Source organism: Lysobacter sp. Soil_C_59 (assembly GCF_057656415.1).
On record NZ_JBDGKK010000006.1, the window covers coordinates 39,478 to 55,842 of the forward strand.

The following is a 16,365-nucleotide window of genomic DNA, read 5'->3' on the forward strand; positions in this document are numbered from 1 at the left end:
GTTCGCGCACATGGCCGGCGTTCGCGCCGACGCAACGACCAAGCCGCGGCCACACCGCGGCTTTGTCGTTTTCAAATGGCTGGTCTATGTGTTGCTGGCCGGTGATGTGGTGCTGTATGCGCTCTATGGGCGCGTCACCGAACTGATCGATACGGCGGCGTGGTTCGTGTTGCTGTTGCTGTTCGAGTGGGAGACCGGTGGCTGGCCGTTGCCACGCCGGTGGCTGCCGGTGCTGCACGGTGTTCGCGCGCTGGCGTCCGTCGCCGTCGTGATCGCGGTGGTTGGCTATGCGCTGGAGCGGGTCTGGCTGGACTTCGCCAACGAGGTGGTCTGGCTGGGCGTGATCGCGCTGCTCGAGCTGGAGGTTCGCCTTCCGCCGGATGCGCTGCGTCTGCACCGGCTGCGCCGTGTCGTCGCCTTGCTGCTTTACCTGGCACTGGTGGGTTTCATGCTGACCTGGGCGGCGATGGGCATTGGCGGCGAGGATCCGCACGCCGCATGGCTGGATACCTGGGACGCGCTGTTGTGGCTGGTCGCCTTCGTGGTGATCGAACTCAACGTGTTCGGGTTCACCGGGAATTCCCGCATGCGCAGCGCGCAGTGGTAACTCCCGGGCCGCTACAACGGCGGCGCGCCGTTCTCGTAATCGAGGATCTCGTCGTCGGCCAGCAACTGCCTTAGCTGCGTGGCGCTGGCGCGCTTCATCGGCTTTTCGTCGGTGTTCGACAGCGGTGCCTGGCGCAGGATGTCCAGCGGCAGCACGGTGAGGTCGAAGGTGATGTCCTCAGCGCTGAAGATGTACACCGGGAAGTCGTCGCTGCGCTCGCGGTCCAGGCGCAGGCGGCGACTGCGCGCTTCAGCCGGAATGCCGTGCTGATCGAGGAAGCGCGGCGGTGCATCGGGGTCGTCGCTGTACAGGTGCAATGCCACAGGGCTGCGCGTATCGGCGGTGCCGTCGAGCACCGGGCCGACCAGGCGCGGCTCGAACGACTTGAAGAACTCCAGTGCACGCAACGCCGACTCGCGGCGCTGGCGCAATGCCGGGATGTTCTCGCGCTGGAACAGGCGCTGATATTCCCGCAGAGCCTCTTCGATCTCGCGGTTACGCGGCAGCGAGGCGTCGTCGAAGATGCCCAGGCGCTCGGCGGCCTTGAGCTTGGCCTGGTGGTAGTCGCGGATTCCGCCTTCGGCCATCAGCCGGGCAGCCTCGTGGGCGAGGCGATGGCGGCGTTCGCGCGTGCGTGTCTGTGCGTGCAGGGTGGCGTGCTGTCGGGCGTGTGGCATCTCGACCTCCGCATCTGGCACGACGTCGGCGACTGGTTGCGCCGCGGCCGAAACTGCACCGGCAGCAGAAACCTACCACGTTTCATCGCGCCCGGAAGTTACCGCGTCTGGCGTCTTTGCGGCGTTCATTTTGCCCGCCCAGCATGAACCAATGCCCTCTGGCGAGCGGTCGCGGAAACGACGACGCCGGGCGAACCCGGCGTCGTGTGCTGCCTGCTGAAGTCTTTACGATCAGAAGATGTCGAACTCTTCCTCGGCCGGCGCCGTCTCGGCCGGGCCGTAGTCGACGTAGCTCTGCATGCGCTCGAGGTCTTCGGCCTTGACCCATTCGACGATGCCGCCGCCTTCGCCCGGCACCAGTGCGCCACTGGCCGACACCGACACCTTGACCATGCCTTCGGGCGGGTCGTTGGGCGAGATCGGCTGGTCCTTCAGCGCCACGCGCATGTAATCGATCCAGATCGGCAATGCGGCCTTGCCGCCGTATTCGCGGTAGCCCAGCGACTTGTAGTTGTCGCGCCCGACCCAGACGGTGGTGACGTACGGCCCGCCGAAACCCGAGAACCAGGCGTCGCGGTGGTCGTTGGTCGAACCGGTCTTGCCGCCGACGTCCTCGCGTTCGAGCACCTTGGCCGCGGTGCCGGTGCCGCGCAGGACAACGTCGCGCAGCATCGAGTTGATCTGGTAGGCAATGCGGCTGTCGATCGCGCGCGGCGCCAGCACCAGGTTGCTCGTGTCGATCTCGGCCTTCTTCGGCTCGTCCTTCGGCTTGCTCTCGGTTGCAGCCGCCGGGGCCGCATCCGGACCGAGGTTGAAACCATCGACCACCGTGGAGGTCTGCACCGCCCTGTTCGCGCCGCCGGGATTGCCGCAGGCAGGGCAGGCGATCGCCGGCTTCTCCTTGAACACCACCGCGCCTTCGCGATCCTTGACCTCGTCGATGAACCACGGGGTGATGCGGAAACCGCCGTTGGCGAAGGCCGCGAAACCGCGCGCGACCGACATCGGCGTCAGCGAGGCAGTGCCCAGCGACATCGACAGGTTCGGCGGCAGTTCGGCTTCGTCGAATCCGAAGTGGCTGATGTACTTGCGCGCGTAGTCGACGCCGATGGCGTCGAGCAGGCGCACCGAAACGAGGTTGCGCGACTGCACCATCGCCTCGCGCAGGCGCATCGGGCCGGCGAAGTTGCCGCTGTCGTTCTGCGGGCGCCAGATGTGTCCGCGACGATCCTTGAACACGACCGGCGCATCGAGCACCACCGAGGCCGGATTGAAGCCGCGTTCGAACGAGGCCGCGTACAGGAACGGCTTGAAGCTCGAGCCCGGTTGGCGTCGCGCCTGGGTGGCGCGGTTGAACTTGGCGCCGGCGAAGCTGTAGCCACCGGACAGGGCGCGCAGTGCGCCGTTGCCCGGTTCGAGCGAGACGAGTGCCGCCTGTGCCTGCGGGATCTGGTCGAGGCGCCAGGTCGGAGCCGGCATCGGTCCGGTCTGGCCGGGCTTGGCCGGAGCAGGGGCCGGCGGCGGGTCCGTGCGCAGCACGCGCACCAGGTCGCCACGCTTGACCAGGCTCGCCGGGCTGCGTCCACCGAAGCCCTGGTCGGCTCCCAGCTCGATCTCGGTGCCGTCGGCCAGCACCAGTTGCACCTGGCTGCCGCTGCTGCCGGTGACGATTGCGGGAAGCAGCGAGGCCTGCGCGGGAATGCCGCGCAGGCGATTGCGCAGCGTGGCCGCATCTTCGCCGGCGGCGAGGTCGAAGTGCTGTTCGACGCCGTGCCAGCCGTGGCGTCGGTCGTATACCGACAGACCGTCGCGGATGGCCTGGTCGGCGGCGACCTGCAGGACCGGGTCGATGGTGGTGGTGACGTGGTAACCGCGGGTCAGTGCCTCGGCGCCGTAACGCGCAACCATTTCCTGGCGGACCATCTCGGCCACGTACGGCGCATAGACCTCGACCGGACGCTCATGCGGAGTGGCGTGCATCGGCGCGGCCTTGGCCTGGTCGGCCTCGGCCTGGCTGACGTAACGCAGGTCGGCCATGCGTTGCAGGATGTAGTCGCGACGTTCCTTGGCGCGCTCGGGATTGCTGAGCGGATTGCCGCTGGACGGGAACTTCGGAATGCCCGCGAGCGAAGCCATTTCGTCGAGCGTGAGCTCGCCGAGCTTCTTGCCGTAATAGAACTCCGCGGCAGCGCCGACACCGTAGGCGCGATTGCCGAAGAAGCTCTTGTTGAGGTACAGCTCGAAGATCTCGTCCTTGCTCAGCTCACGCTCCATGCGCATGGCCAGCAGCATCTCGGCGAGCTTGCGCGTGTAGCTGTACTCGTTGCTCAGGAAGAACTGGCGCGCGACCTGCTGGGTGATCGTGGAGCCGCCGGGAACGCGGCGCGCATCGGTCGTGGCGAGCAGCCACACCGCGCGGCCGATGCCCTTGAAGTCGACGCCGTGGTGCTTGTAGAACCGCGCGTCCTCGATCGAGATGAAGGCCTGCTTGAGGCGATCGGGGACGTCCTGGATGGAGATCGGGTAACGCCGCGTCTCGCCGAACAGGGCCATCAGGCGGCCGTCGCGGGCGTAGACGTACATCGGTTCCTGCATCTCGACCGTGCGCAGGGTCTCGACGTCAGGTAGCTTGGGGGCGACGAGGTAGTACAGGGTGCCCAGGGCAATGGCGCCAAGCAGGGCCAGGCCGGCGGACGCGATCAGCGCCCAGCGCAGCAGGCGGCGGAAACGGGGCATCAAGGCAGGTTCCGATTGCGGGTGTAGTGGCCGTGGAGTATAGATGAGCCGGGGAAAGGCACTTGAGCGGGGCAAGGGCGGGGCGGACGGGCCAGACGGGGCAGGGCTGGCCAGCCGTGCAAGGGGCGGAAAGTGACGCAGTAAGGCAATTCCGAACGGAACAGTTGCCTTGCCGCGCAAACTTCGATATTTAAAGCGGGGTCACACGAAGCGCACGTAAGCGCCTGTGACAAGGGGAGAATACCGTGGGGATCGTCACAAAAAGCCAGCCGGCAGTCGTCGGCGTGGATATCAGTTCGACTGCCGTAAAGCTGTTGCAGCTCTCCCGGGCCGGCAACCGCTACCGCGTCGAGCATTACGCGGTTGAACCGCTGCCACCCAATGCCGTGGTCGAGAAGAACATCGTCGAGGTCGAGGCGGTGGGACAAGCGATCAAGCGCGCCGTGGCCCGCTCGGGCACACGAGCCAAACATGCCGCCGCCGCGGTCGCCGGTTCCTCGGTCATCACCAAGGTGATCCCGATGCCGGGCGACCTGGACGATGACGACCTGGAGTCGCAGGTCGAGCTCGAGGCGGTCAACTACGTCCCGTACCCGATCGAAGAGGTCAACCACGACTTCGAGGTCCTGGGTCCGATGCCGGGCAGCCCGGACATGCTGCAGGTGCTGCTGGCAGCCTCGCGCTCGGAGAACGTCGAAGTCCGCGCCTCGGCGCTGGAGATCGGCGGCCTGACGCCCAAGGTGATGGACGTCGAGGCCTTCGCGCTCGAGAACGCCTTCGCCCTGGTCGCAGACCAGCTCGGCGGGCCGCGCGACGGCCTGGTCGCCCTGGTCGATTCCGGCGCGACCATGACCACGCTCAACGTCCTTCGCCAGGGCCGCAGCCTATACGCCCGCGAACAGGTGTTCGGCGGCAAGCAGCTCACCGACGAAGTGATGCGCCGCTACGGCCTGAGCTACGAGGAAGCCGGACTGGCCAAGCGCCAGGGCGGCCTGCCGGAGAGCTACGAGGCTGAAGTGCTTGAGCCGTTCAAGGAGGCGATGGTCCAGCAGATCAGCCGCCTGCTGCAGTTCTTCTACGCCGGCAGCGAGTTCAACCGCGTCGACCAGATCGTCCTGGCCGGTGGCTGCGCCTCGATCGCCGGCATCGCCGAGATGGTCGAAGAGCAGCTCGGCGTGCCGACCACGATCGCCAACCCGCTCGCCCACATGACCCTGGGCCCGCGCGTGCAGGCGCACGCCCTTGCCCAGGATGCGCCGGCGCTGATGATCGCCTGTGGCCTCGCCCTGAGGAGCTTCGACTGATGGCACGCATCAACCTCCTCCCGTGGCGCGAAGAACGCCGCAAGCTGCGCCAGAAAGAATTCGCGGTGATGTTCGCGATGGCGGCGCTGGGCGCGGTGTTGCTGTCGTTCGTGATCATCAGCTACTACAACGGCCAGATCGACGGCCAGAACGAGCGCAACACCTACATGCGTGACCAGATCACGCAGGTCGACAAGGCGATCAAGGAGATCGAGGAACTCGACAAGAAGAAGGCCAAGCTGCTCGCCCGCAAGGAAGTGATCGAAGAGCTGCAGGCCAACCGCTCGCAGATGGTGCACCTGTTCGATTCGCTGGTGCGCACGATCCCCGACGGCGCCGTGCTGACCTCGATCAAGCAGGACAACCAGACCCTGACGCTTGAAGGCCGCGCGCAGTCCAACGCCCGCGTCAGTACCTACATGCGCAACCTGGAAGGCTCCGGCTGGATGACCAAGCCGGACCTGTCGATCATCGAGGCCAAGGGCACCGACAAGGGCCTGCCGTACGTGTTCACGCTGCAGGTCCAGCTGGCCAACCCGAACGCGCCCAAGGACGAGGACGGCGACGGCATGCCGGACGCGCCTGCGGCACAGGCTTCGCAGATCGCGCAGGCAGCCGATGCCACCGCCGCCGGCACCGCGCCGGCAGGCGCGGCGCCGACTGCACCGGCACCGGGCGCGGCCCCCGCACAACCGGCAAGCACTCCGGCCTCCGCGCCGGTAGCGACCCCCGCCAATGCGCCGACGGCGCCGGCTGCAGCGCCGACCAAGGGAGCGGCGTCATGAGCAAGAAGAAATCCATCAAGCTCAACGAACTCGATTTCAACAACATCGGCTCCTGGCCGCAGCAGGCCAAGCTGGGCTTCTGCGTCCTGGTCTCGCTGCTGATCGTCGGCCTGGCCTGGTACCTGTTCGTCGCCGACAAGCGCACCGAACTGGAAGGACTCGAGCGCCAGGAAGTGGAGCTTCGCACCGAGTACGAAACCAAGCAGGGCCGTGCCGCCAACCTGGAACCGCTGAAGCAGCAGCTGGCACAGATGGAGCAGCAGCTCCAGCAGATGCTGCGCCAGTTGCCGAGCAAGACCGAGATGCCCGACCTGATCGTCGACATCTCGCAGACCGCGCTCGCCACCGGCATCACCAACGAGTTGTTCCAGCCCGGTGGCGAACAGCCCAAGGAGTTCTACGCCGAGAAGCCGATCGCGCTGCGCATGGTGGGCAGTTACCACCAGTTCGGCGGTTTCGTCAGCGGCGTGGCCTCGCTGCCGCGCGTGGTCATCATGACCATGCACGACATCTCGCTGAAGCCACGCAGCAAGGAAGCCGGCGCCGCGATCACGCCCAACAGCCCGCTCGAACTGGCCGGTACGGTCAAGACCTACCGCTACCTCGACGAGGATGAGGTGGCCAAGCAGGAAACGGCCGCGGCCGGCAAGCAGGGGGGGACCTGAGATGCGCGCAATCTCCATTCGTAATGCAGCACCGCGTGCCCTGACCATGCTGGCAGTCGCGCTGGTCCTGGCAGGCTGCTCGCGCGGCATCACCAGCACTCCTGGTGAGTCGCCGAACCTGGAAAAGTGGATTGCCGAGGTCAAGGCGCGCCCGGCGCCGCCGCTGGATCCGCTGCCGGTGATGCAGCAGTTCGAGACCTTCGAATACAACGCCTACGCCATGCGCGATCCGTTCAGCACGGCGTTCACCGACGAGGACGGCGGCAATGGTCCGCGTCCGGATTCGGCGCGCCGCAAGCAGACGCTGGAGCAGTTCCCGCTCGACAGCCTCGACATGGTCGGTACGCTGGGCAAGGGCGGTGGGGTCGTGGCGCTGGTGATGGCGCCTGACAAGGTGACCTACCGGGTCCAGGCCGGCGCATACATGGGGCAGAGCGACGGTCGCGTGTCCGGCGTGTTTGAGGACCATATCGAATTGGTGGAACTGGTGCCGGACGGCGCGGGTGGTTGGCTGGAACGCCCGGCCACGGTCGCGTTGGAAGATCAATAGGGATTGGGGGATAGCAACGATGACCGTTTTCAACACACGCATGCGACCGGCCCGTCGCCCGCTGCTCTTGCGCAGCGGGTCGGTGGGTCTGATGGTCGGCGCAATTGCCGCCTTCAGCGCCGTCCACGCCGCCGCACCCGCCACGACTCCGGCCACGGTCGCACCCGCGGCCAGCGTCGACCCGGCCAAGCAGCTGCCGGGCACCATCGCGGTGTCCAACATCGACTTCAAGCGCGGCACTGACGGCTCCGGCCGCCTGGTCGTGAAGTTCAGCGGCGACGGTGCCGCGCCGGACCTGCGCAACCAGGGTTCCAGCGTCGTCATCGACGTCGGCAACGCACAGCTGCCTGCATCGCTGCAGAAGCCGCTGAACGTGGTCGACTTCGCCACGCCGGTGCAGCGCATCGATGCCCGTGCCAGCGGCAAGGGCATGCAGCTGGTCCTCAACACCAGCGGCAATTTCGAGTCGATGGCCTACCAGACCGGCCGCGAGTACATCGTCGAAATCGTGCCGCGCACCGGAGCGGCCAACGGCCGCGCCGTCGGCGCTACGGTCGACGGCAAGCCTGCCGCCGCCGCAGGTCGCGCCTACAGCGGCCGCCCGGTCACGTTCAACTTCCAGGACGTGCCGGTGCGCACGGTCCTGCAGCTGATCGCCGAGGAGTCTGGTCTGAACGTGGTCGCGGCCGACACGGTGTCCGGCAACGTCACGCTGCGCCTGATGAACGTTCCGTGGGATCAGGCGCTCGACATCGTCCTGCAGGCAAAGGGTCTGGACAAGCGTCGCAGTGGCAACGTGGTGTGGATCGCACCGCAGGCCGAAATTGCCAAGTACGAGCAGGACAGGGAGGACGCGCGCATCGCCATCGACAACCGCGTCGACCTGGCAACCGAGTATGTGCAGATCAACTATCACAACGCCGGCCAGATCTACAAGGCATTGACCGAGGCCAAGGGCATCGGCGGCGGCGGCGGCGGTTCGGGCGGCAGCAACCAGGACAGCGGCTTCCTCTCGTCGCGTGGTCGCATCGTCGCCGACGAGCGCACCAACACGCTGATGATCAGCGACATCCCGAAGAAGATCACGCAGATGAAGGAGCTGATCCGCGTGATCGACCGTCCGGTCGACCAGGTGCTGATCGAGGCTCGCGTCGTCATCGCCACCGACACCTTCGCCCGAGACCTGGGTGCCAAGTTCGGCATCAGCGGTGCCAGCGGCAAGCCGGGTGATCGCAGCTCGGTCGGCTTCGGCGGCAACACGGACGCCTCGGCGGCCAACGCAGCCTCGCGTGCCGATGCGGTGCAGAACGGCAGCAATGCCTTCGACGTCACCCGCTCGCTGATGAGCAACCTGCCGGCTTCCTCGGTCACCAACCCCAGCGCGCTTGCCCTGTCGATCCTCAATGCCGGTTACCTGCTCGATGTCGAGCTGTCGGCGATGCAGGAAGAAGGTCGCGGTGAAGTGATCTCCAACCCGCGCATCGTCACCAGCAACCAGCGCGAGGCGGTGATCCGCCAGGGCCAGGAAGTCGGTTACGTGACGATCTCGCCGCAGCAGGGTGGCAACTCGATTCCGATCCCGAACGTGCAGTTCAAGGACGTGCTGCTGGAGCTGAAGGTCACCCCGACCATCACCCACGACGGCCGCGTGTTCCTGAACATGAACGTCAAGAAGGACGAGGTCGAAGGCTTCACCAACACCTCGATCGGCCAGGTTCCGCAGATCGCCAAGCGCGAGGTCAACACCGCCGTGCTGGTGCAGGACGGCCAGACCGTGGTCGTCGGCGGTGTCTACGAGTTCCGCGATCGCAGCGACGTCTCCAAGGTTCCGTTCCTGGGCGACGTGCCCTTCCTTGGCAACCTGTTCAAGCGCAAGGGCCGCAACAAGGACAAGGCCGAGCTGCTGATCATGGTCACGCCGAAGGTGCTCAAGGTCGAGCAGCGGTAAGTTCTCAAGTCCTCGCGATTTGACGGAAAGCCCGGCGAAAGCCGGGCTTTCTGCGTCATGGCCCCCACCGTCGAAGGGCGGGCAGGAGTACCTGTCGCTGAATGGGTGACGGCGCTGCTGAACCGTGCCGCCGAACTTCGGTCAAACTGGACCTGCCCCGCATTCGAGACCCCCATGGACCGCCGCAGCGACGACCCGCCCCGTGTGCACGATGCCTTCCGCGCCCTGCGCGAGGCGCTTTCGGCCGAGATCGTCGGCCAGGCGGCGCTGATCGAGCGACTGCTGATCGCCCTGCTCGCCGACGGTCACCTGCTGGTGGAAGGCGCGCCCGGCCTGGCCAAGACCAGCGCCATCCGCGCGCTGGCGGCGCGCATGGACGCCGAGTTCGCCCGCGTCCAGTTCACCCCGGACCTGCTGCCGGCCGACCTGACCGGCACCGAAGTGTGGCGGCCGCAGGAAGGGCGCTTCGAGTTCCAGGCCGGGCCGATCTTCCATCCCATCCTGCTCGCCGACGAGATCAATCGCGCGCCGGCCAAGGTCCAGTCGGCGTTGCTCGAAGCCATGGGCGAACGCCAGGTCACCGTGGGTCGCGCGACCTATGCCCTGCCGGCGTTGTTCCTGGTGATGGCGACGCAGAACCCGATCGAGCAGGAAGGCACCTTCCCGTTGCCGGAAGCGCAGCTCGATCGATTCCTGATGTACGTGCGCATCGGCTACCCCGAGATCGCCGCCGAGACCGAGATCCTGCGCCTGGCCCGCGAGCGCGCACGCGTCGCCCTGCACGCACCGGCGCCGGTGGTCGAGCGCATGCCGCTGTCGGATGTCTTCGCCGCGCGTGCCGCCGTGCTCGAGCTGCACCTGGCACCGCCGGTGGAGCGTTACCTGATCGAACTGGTGCTCGCTTCCCGCGATGCCGCGCGTTACGACCCGGCACTGGCAAGGCGCATTGCATGGGGCGCCAGCCCGCGCGGCTCGATCGCGCTGGAGCGTTGCGCACGTGCACACGCCTGGCTGGCCGGCCGCGACTTCGTGACCCCCGACGATGTCCGTGTCGTCGCACCCGACGTGCTGCGCCACCGCATCCTGCCCAGCTACGAAGCCACGGCCGAAGGCTGGGACGGCGATCGCCTGGTGGCCGAACTGCTGCAGCGGGTGCCCTTGCCCTGAGCCGATGGCCCGGAGTGATGCGATGACTTCGATGCGCGCTGGCGATGAAGATCCGGCTGCCGTGGGCAATGGCCTGACGCCATCGCTGGCGGAGCTGGTGGCGTTGCGTTCGGTCGTGACAGCGCGTGGCCAGGCACGCCGCGGTCGCTTCGGCGTGAGCGGGCACGCACTGTCGCCCCTGCGCGGCCGCGGCATGGAGTACGCCGAGTCGCGTGAATACTCCAGCGGCGACGACGCACGCCATATCGACTGGCGACTGACCGCGCGCACTGGTCGTGCCCATACCAAACTGTTCCAGGCCGAGCGCGAACGACTCAGCCTGATCGTCGCCGACACCGCGCCGGCGCTGTTCTTCGGCACGCGCGTGCGATTCAAGTCGGTGCAGGCGGCGCGCGCGGGCGCGATCGCCGCTTGGGCGGGGGTGCGCGACGGTGATCGCATCGCCGCCTTGCGCGGCAGCCGCGCCGAGGCACCGGTGGCGCCCGCGGCAGGACCGCGCGGTGCACTGCGTGTGCTCGATGCGCTGGTGCGCTGGTACGCGCAGCCACCGCCGGACGATGCCGGACTGGATGTCGCCCTCGATCACGCGCAGCGGCTGCTGCGACCGGGTTCGCGACTGCTGGTGCTCGCCGATGCGCAAAGCGTCGCGGCCATCGCGCAACGGCGCTGGCCGGCCCTGTCCCAGCACCATGAGGTGATCGTGCTGCTGTTGACGGATCCATTCGAAGACGCGCCGCCGAAATCGCCTTTGCCGTTCCAGGTCCACGACGCGCAAGGCCACGACGCTCGTGTCGAACTCGACCTCGCATCGGCCGCGCAGCGCCAGGCCTGGCGCAACGAGTTCGCGCGACCGATGGAACAGGTGCTGGCGCAGCTTCCCGCCGCCGGCGTCCGTGTCCAGGCGCTGTCGACGCAGGCGGCCAGCGATTCATGGCTGCCGCTGCTCGGCCGCAACCGGCCGCTGGTGGCGTGATGGGCGGCAATGCGCTGGTCCTGCGCGACATCCACTCGCTGCCGGCGCCGCCATGGTGGCCGCCGGCGCCGGGCTGGTGGCTGCTGGCCGCGCTGCTGCTGGCGCTGATCGTGGCCGTTGCCTGGGTCATGCGGCGACGCCGCCGACAACGTCAGGCGATCACCGAACTGTTCGATCGCAGCGTCGACGCCGCCGGCTCACCTGCTGCGCAGGTTGCGGCGATGTCGGAGCTGCTGCGCCGTGCCGCGCGCCGTCGCGACGCCGGTGCCGACCGGCTGCAGGGCGAGGAATGGCTGGCGTTTCTCGATGCACAGTCGCCGTCGCGGCGGGGTGCCGCGGCAAGTGACGGATTCAGTCGCGGTCATGGCCGCCTGCTGCTCGATGGAGGTTACCGGCGTGATGTCGCTGCCTCAGACGTGCAGGCGTTGCGGACGATGGTGCGGGTGCGCTTCCTGCAGTGGATGGGGGCGAAATGATCGACGCGCTGATCTCCACGCTGTTCGCTCCATGGCACTGGGTGCTCGATACCTTCGCCTGGCCGTGGTGGTTGCTCGCGCTGCCGCTGCCGTGGCTGGCGCGATGGCTGCTTCCGCCTGCGCGCGGCACCGCGGCAGCGTTGCAGGTGCCGTACGGCGAGCGCCTGCAACGTGTCGCCGCGGCGGGTCGTCGCGGATTTGGCGGCAGTGCCGGTGCACTGGCCTGGCTGGGCTGGATACTGCTGTGCGTGGCCGCGGCACGGCCGCAACAGCTCGGTGAAGCCGTGCAGCCGCCACAGGCCGCGCGCGACCTGATGCTGGCGCTGGACCTGTCGGCGAGCATGCGCGAACCGGACATGGACCTGGGCGGTCGCAGCGTCGATCGCCTCACCGCCGCCAAGGCCGTCCTCGCCGATTTCCTCGATCGTCGCGGCGGTGATCGCATCGGCCTGATCGTGTTCGGCCGTCGTGCCTATGCGCTGACGCCGCTCACGCTCGACCTCGACTCGGTCCGCGAACAGCTCAACGACAGCGTCATCGGACTGGCTGGGCAGGAAACCGCCATCGGCGATGCCATCGCGCTGGCGGTCAAGCGCCTGCAGGCGCGACCGGCCGAGCAGCGCGTGCTGGTGCTGCTGACCGATGGCGTCAACACCGCCGGCCTTCTCGACCCGGCCAAGGCCGCGGAAATCGCCCGTGCCGAAGGCGTGCGCGTGCACACCATCGCCTTCGGCGGCGAAGGTTCGATATCGCTGTTCGGCGTGCCCATGCCGATGCCGGGCGCCGGCGACGAAATCGACGAAGCAGGACTGCGCGCGATCGCGAAGACCACGGGTGGTCGCTTCTTCCGCGCGCGCGATACCTCGCAGCTGGTCGACATCTACGCCGAGATCGACCGGATCGAACCGATCCGGCAACCGGGGCAGGCGCTGCGTCCGCGCATCGAGCGCTACCACTGGCCGCTGGCGGCCGCTTTCGCCTGCGCGTTGCTCGCTTTCGCGTGGCCGCGCCGGAGGCTCGCATGAGTGTCGCCGCTTTCGACATCGGCGCGCTGCACCTGCTGCGTCCGCAATGGTTGTGGGCGTTGCTGGCACTGCCGCTGCTGGCGTGGCTGTGGCGATGGCGGCGACATCGCGCCAGCGTCTGGCACGACACTGTCGATGCGCACCTGTTGCCGCACTTGCTGGCGCAGCGGGGCGACGCGCGTGCGCGTTGGGCGAGCGGCCTGGCTGCGCTGGTCTACGCGGTCGCGGTGTTGGCACTGGCCGGGCCGAGCTGGCGCCAGGTCGCACAACCGTTGTGGGAAAGCCGGGCACCGCTGGTGATCGCGCTGGACCTGTCGAGCGCGGCCACGGCCGCGGACGTGCCACCGTCGCGACTGGCGCAGGCGCGCGCGAAGATCTCCACGCTGCTGCGCGAGCGCGCCGGAGGTCAGGTCGCGTTGGTCGCCTACGCCGGCGATGCCTTCACCGTCGCACCGTTGACCGAGGACTCTGCCAACGTGGCGTTGTTCCTCGATGCGCTGGCGCCGGACGTGATGCCGGTCGACGGCCAGCGGGCGGATCGCGCCATCGACTGGTCGGCGCAATTGCTCAAGCGCGCCCGGTTCGATCGCGGCGACATCGTCCTGCTCACCGCGCAGGCCGACGAGCCCGCGCGCGATGCCGCCGCCCGTGCCGCCAGGCAGGGCTATCGCGTGTTCGCACTGGGCATCGGCAGCGCTGCCGGAGCGCCCTATCGCCGCACTGACGGCAGCTTTGGCCAGGCGCGACTGGATGCCGGATCGCTGCGCGCGCTCGCGGCCGCCGGCGATGGCAGATACGCCGCGCTGGCGGAAGGCGACGACGACCTCAGGGCGCTGGGCATCCTCGATCCGCGCCAGGACGATGCCGCCATTGCCCGCGGCAAAGGCATGGCCTGGCAGGACCAGGGCTACTGGCTGCTGCCGCCGTTGCTGCTGCTGGCGCTGTTCGCGTTCCGCCGTCGAGCGGTGATGCTGTTGCTGCCGCTCTGCTTCGTGTGGCCTGGCTCGCAGGCACGGGCCGCCGACCTGTGGCGTCGCGCCGACCAGGTCGAGCATGCGCGCATGGAGCAGGCATCGCAGGCCTACCGGCGCGGTGATTTCGCCCAGGCCGCGAAACTCTACGGCGATGCCCGCGATGCCGACGCCCATTACAACCGCGGCAATGCATTGGCCAAGGCCGGGCAGTACCCGCAGGCGATCGCCGCCTACGACGAAGCATTGAAGCAACAACCCGGCATGGACGATGCGATTGCCAACAAACGGGCAGTCGAGGCTGCGATGAAGCGGCAGCAATCGTCAAAATCGAAGAACGACTCGCAATCGGGTCAGTCGCAACCATCACAGGACGAGAAGGGAAATCCGTCACAGCAGTCGGGCAAAGGCAAGGAGCAGCAGCGCAAGCCCGAGCAGGCGCCGCAACAGTCGCAGGCGCAGCAGCAGCCGACCCGGCCCGCCGACGCCCAGGCCCAGCGTGAGGCCGATGCCGCGCAGCGCGAACGCATGCAACGCGCGTTGCAGCAGCAACAGCGCGACGGCCAGCAGGACGCGCGGCGTCGCGCCGGGCAGGCCAACGAAACGCCGCAACAGCGCGAGCAACGCCTGGCCAACGAGGCCTGGTTGCGGCGCGTGCCCGATGATCCGGGCAGTCTGTTGCGCGAGAAATTCCGCATCGAGCAGGAGCGCCGTCTGACCGAGGGCCAGGGACCGCAATGAGTGCCATCGCCGACAAGCAACATCGATCCCCATCAGCGCGCGTGTTGTTGCGTCTGGCGGCCTGGCTGCTGTTGTCGACCGCGAGCCTGGCGGCATCGGCGCAAACCCGCGCCTGGCTCGACCGCGATCGCATCGCCTTCGGCGAAACGGTCACGCTCAACATCGAGACGACTTCGTCGGCGGCGTCGGAACCGGACTACGCACCACTGCAGGCGGACTTCACCGTCAGTGGCCACACCAGTCGCCGCGAGTTCGAAAGCATCAACGGCCGCAACAGCATGCGCCTGCTGTATGCAGTGGCGTTGCGGCCGCGCCGCGACGGCGTGCTGACCGTGCCCGCTCTCGCCCTTGGCAGCGAACAGACGCAGCCCTTGTCGTTGGTCGTGACGCCCGACGGTGGTCGCGCGACCGGCCGTGCCGGCGACGACGTCTTCATCGAAAGCCAGGCCGACGACGACGACCCGTACGTGCAGCAGTCGGTTGGCTGGGTGGTGCGGCTGTACTCCGCCGCGCCGCTGGTGTCGGGACAGCTCGACCAGCCCGCCCCGGAAGGCGCCTCGCTGCAGCGTGTCGGTGACGATGCCCAGTACCAGCGCGACGTCGGTGGTCGCCGTTACAGCGTGGTCGAGCGCCGCTACCTGCTGGTGCCCGAGCGCAGCGGCACGCTGACGATTCCGCCGGCCAGCTTCGAGGGTCGCGGCGCCGGCGGATTCTTCGACGATCTGTTCGGCAGCAATCGCGGGGCGCTGCAGGCGCAGGCGGCGCCGCGCTCGCTGCAGGTGCGGCCGGTGCCCAACGATGCGCCACAGCCGTGGCTGCCGTTGCAGGACCTGCAGTTGCGTTACCAGTCCACGCCCCAGGAATTGCGCGCGGGCGCGGCGGCGACCCTGGTCGTGGAAGCGGTGGCTGACGGCGCAACCGCCGTGCAGATGCCGGAGTTGCAGTTGCCGGCGATGGATGGCGTGCAGGTGTTCGCCGAACCGGTCCAGGCCGACGAACGTTTTGTCGACGGCAGGCCGCGGGCGAAGCTGACCCGGCGCTTTTCGCTGGTGCCCTCGCGCGCGGGCAGGATCCAGCTGGGTGGCATGCGCATGAGCTGGTGGGATGTGCGCGCCGGGGCGGTCCGCACCGCCACGTTGCCGCCGCTGTCCTGGACGGCGCTGGCAGGTGCCGCGCCAGCGACGCCGGCAGCAGCACCTTCCACTGCGGCGACGCCGGCGCCGGCCGACATCGCGGCCGCCGGCACCGAATCGCCGCTGCTCCCGATCCCGGGCGCCAGCAAGGGTTGGGTCCTGGCAACACTGCTGTTCGCCGCCCTGTGGCTGTTCACCCTGGTCTGGGGTCTGCACCGTGGCGATGCGCGGGCCGCCGCTGCCGCTGCTGCCACTGACGCCGAAGACGCGCCCGCTGCCAGCGGCGGCAACCTCAGGCAGGCGCTGGACCGTGGCGCGCTGGGCGACGTGGCCGAGGCCTTGTGCGCGGCGGCGACGCCGCGAGCGCACGATCTGGAGGAGGTGCTCGCACGCCTGTCCGACTCCGACCAGCGTGCGGCAGTGGATGCCCTCCAGCGTGCGCGCTGGGGTGGCGGAGATGGCGTCGCCGCACGGCAGCAGCTGCGCAGGGCGTTCGCATCGGGTGCGCGCTGGCGCGAGGGTTCGGTCGAGGCACCTTCGCCATTGCCGCCGTTGTACCCGCCTGCGCCCGACCGCTCCGGACATCTGCGCGGTTGAGCGGGGCAGG

Annotated in this window: 14 protein-coding genes; 12 read left to right on the forward strand and 2 right to left on the reverse strand. The window is 68.3% G+C overall.

What is annotated here, in order from left to right; translation table 11 throughout:
* The first annotated feature begins 10 nt into the window (after positions 1-10).
* Positions 11-607: a hypothetical protein gene (locus tag AC3A3Q_RS12740; protein ID WP_487586598.1), complete on the forward strand. Its 597-nt coding sequence runs from the start codon at positions 11-13 to the stop codon at positions 605-607.
* Between the two features lie 11 nt (positions 608-618).
* Here AC3A3Q_RS12740 and AC3A3Q_RS12745 read toward each other — a convergent pair whose 3' ends face one another.
* A complete protein-coding gene (locus tag AC3A3Q_RS12745; protein WP_487586599.1) occupies positions 619-1,284 on the reverse strand; it encodes a hypothetical protein in 666 nt (221 codons plus the stop codon).
* A 231-nt stretch (positions 1,285-1,515) separates the two neighbouring features.
* The gene (locus tag AC3A3Q_RS12750; protein WP_487586600.1) at positions 1,516-4,020 is read right to left on the reverse strand and encodes a penicillin-binding protein 1A; all 2,505 of its coding nucleotides are present in this window, start codon (positions 4,018-4,020) and stop codon (positions 1,516-1,518) included.
* 245 nt (positions 4,021-4,265) lie between these two features.
* On the opposite strand from AC3A3Q_RS12750, the gene AC3A3Q_RS12755 reads away from it, so the two are divergent.
* The 11 genes from AC3A3Q_RS12755 (at position 4,266) to AC3A3Q_RS12805 (ending at position 16,355) form a co-directional block, all read left to right on the forward strand.
* Positions 4,266-5,324, forward strand: coding sequence for a pilus assembly protein PilM (locus tag AC3A3Q_RS12755; RefSeq protein WP_158734115.1), 1,059 nt, complete (start codon positions 4,266-4,268; stop codon positions 5,322-5,324).
* Positions 5,324-6,109 (forward strand): PilN domain-containing protein, encoded by a 786-nt coding sequence (locus AC3A3Q_RS12760; RefSeq protein WP_487586601.1) that lies wholly within the window; start codon positions 5,324-5,326, stop codon positions 6,107-6,109. The genes AC3A3Q_RS12755 and AC3A3Q_RS12760 overlap by 1 nt, the downstream gene beginning before the upstream one ends.
* A complete protein-coding gene (locus AC3A3Q_RS12765) occupies positions 6,106-6,774 on the forward strand; it encodes a type IV pilus inner membrane component PilO (RefSeq protein ID WP_487586602.1) in 669 nt (222 codons plus the stop codon). Before AC3A3Q_RS12760 ends, AC3A3Q_RS12765 begins: the two co-directional genes overlap by 4 nt.
* 46 nt (positions 6,775-6,820) lie before the next feature.
* Positions 6,821-7,324, forward strand: a complete 504-nt coding sequence (locus AC3A3Q_RS12770) for a pilus assembly protein PilP (protein WP_487586726.1) — start codon at positions 6,821-6,823, stop codon at positions 7,322-7,324.
* A gap of 19 nt (positions 7,325-7,343) precedes the next feature.
* Complete coding sequence (locus tag AC3A3Q_RS12775) at positions 7,344-9,272, forward strand: type IV pilus secretin PilQ (protein WP_487586603.1); 1,929 nt, start codon at positions 7,344-7,346, stop codon at positions 9,270-9,272.
* 174 nt (positions 9,273-9,446) lie between these two features.
* Positions 9,447-10,439 (forward strand): AAA family ATPase, encoded by a 993-nt coding sequence (locus tag AC3A3Q_RS12780; protein WP_487586604.1) that lies wholly within the window; start codon positions 9,447-9,449, stop codon positions 10,437-10,439.
* A gap of 22 nt (positions 10,440-10,461) precedes the next feature.
* The gene (locus AC3A3Q_RS12785) at positions 10,462-11,412 is read left to right on the forward strand and encodes a DUF58 domain-containing protein (protein WP_487586605.1); all 951 of its coding nucleotides are present in this window, start codon (positions 10,462-10,464) and stop codon (positions 11,410-11,412) included.
* Complete coding sequence (locus AC3A3Q_RS12790) at positions 11,370-11,888, forward strand: DUF4381 family protein (RefSeq protein ID WP_487586606.1); 519 nt, start codon at positions 11,370-11,372, stop codon at positions 11,886-11,888. The genes AC3A3Q_RS12785 and AC3A3Q_RS12790 overlap by 43 nt, the downstream gene beginning before the upstream one ends.
* Complete coding sequence (locus AC3A3Q_RS12795; RefSeq protein WP_487586607.1) at positions 11,885-12,913, forward strand: vWA domain-containing protein; 1,029 nt, start codon at positions 11,885-11,887, stop codon at positions 12,911-12,913. The genes AC3A3Q_RS12790 and AC3A3Q_RS12795 overlap by 4 nt, the downstream gene beginning before the upstream one ends.
* Positions 12,910-14,625 carry a VWA domain-containing protein gene (locus AC3A3Q_RS12800; RefSeq protein WP_487586608.1) on the forward strand — a complete coding sequence of 572 codons (1,716 nt, stop codon included), beginning with the start codon at positions 12,910-12,912 and terminating at the stop codon, positions 14,623-14,625. The genes AC3A3Q_RS12795 and AC3A3Q_RS12800 overlap by 4 nt, the downstream gene beginning before the upstream one ends.
* Positions 14,622-16,355, forward strand: coding sequence for a BatD family protein (locus tag AC3A3Q_RS12805; protein WP_487586609.1), 1,734 nt, complete (start codon positions 14,622-14,624; stop codon positions 16,353-16,355). Before AC3A3Q_RS12800 ends, AC3A3Q_RS12805 begins: the two co-directional genes overlap by 4 nt.
* Positions 16,356-16,365: the final 10 nt, after the last annotated feature.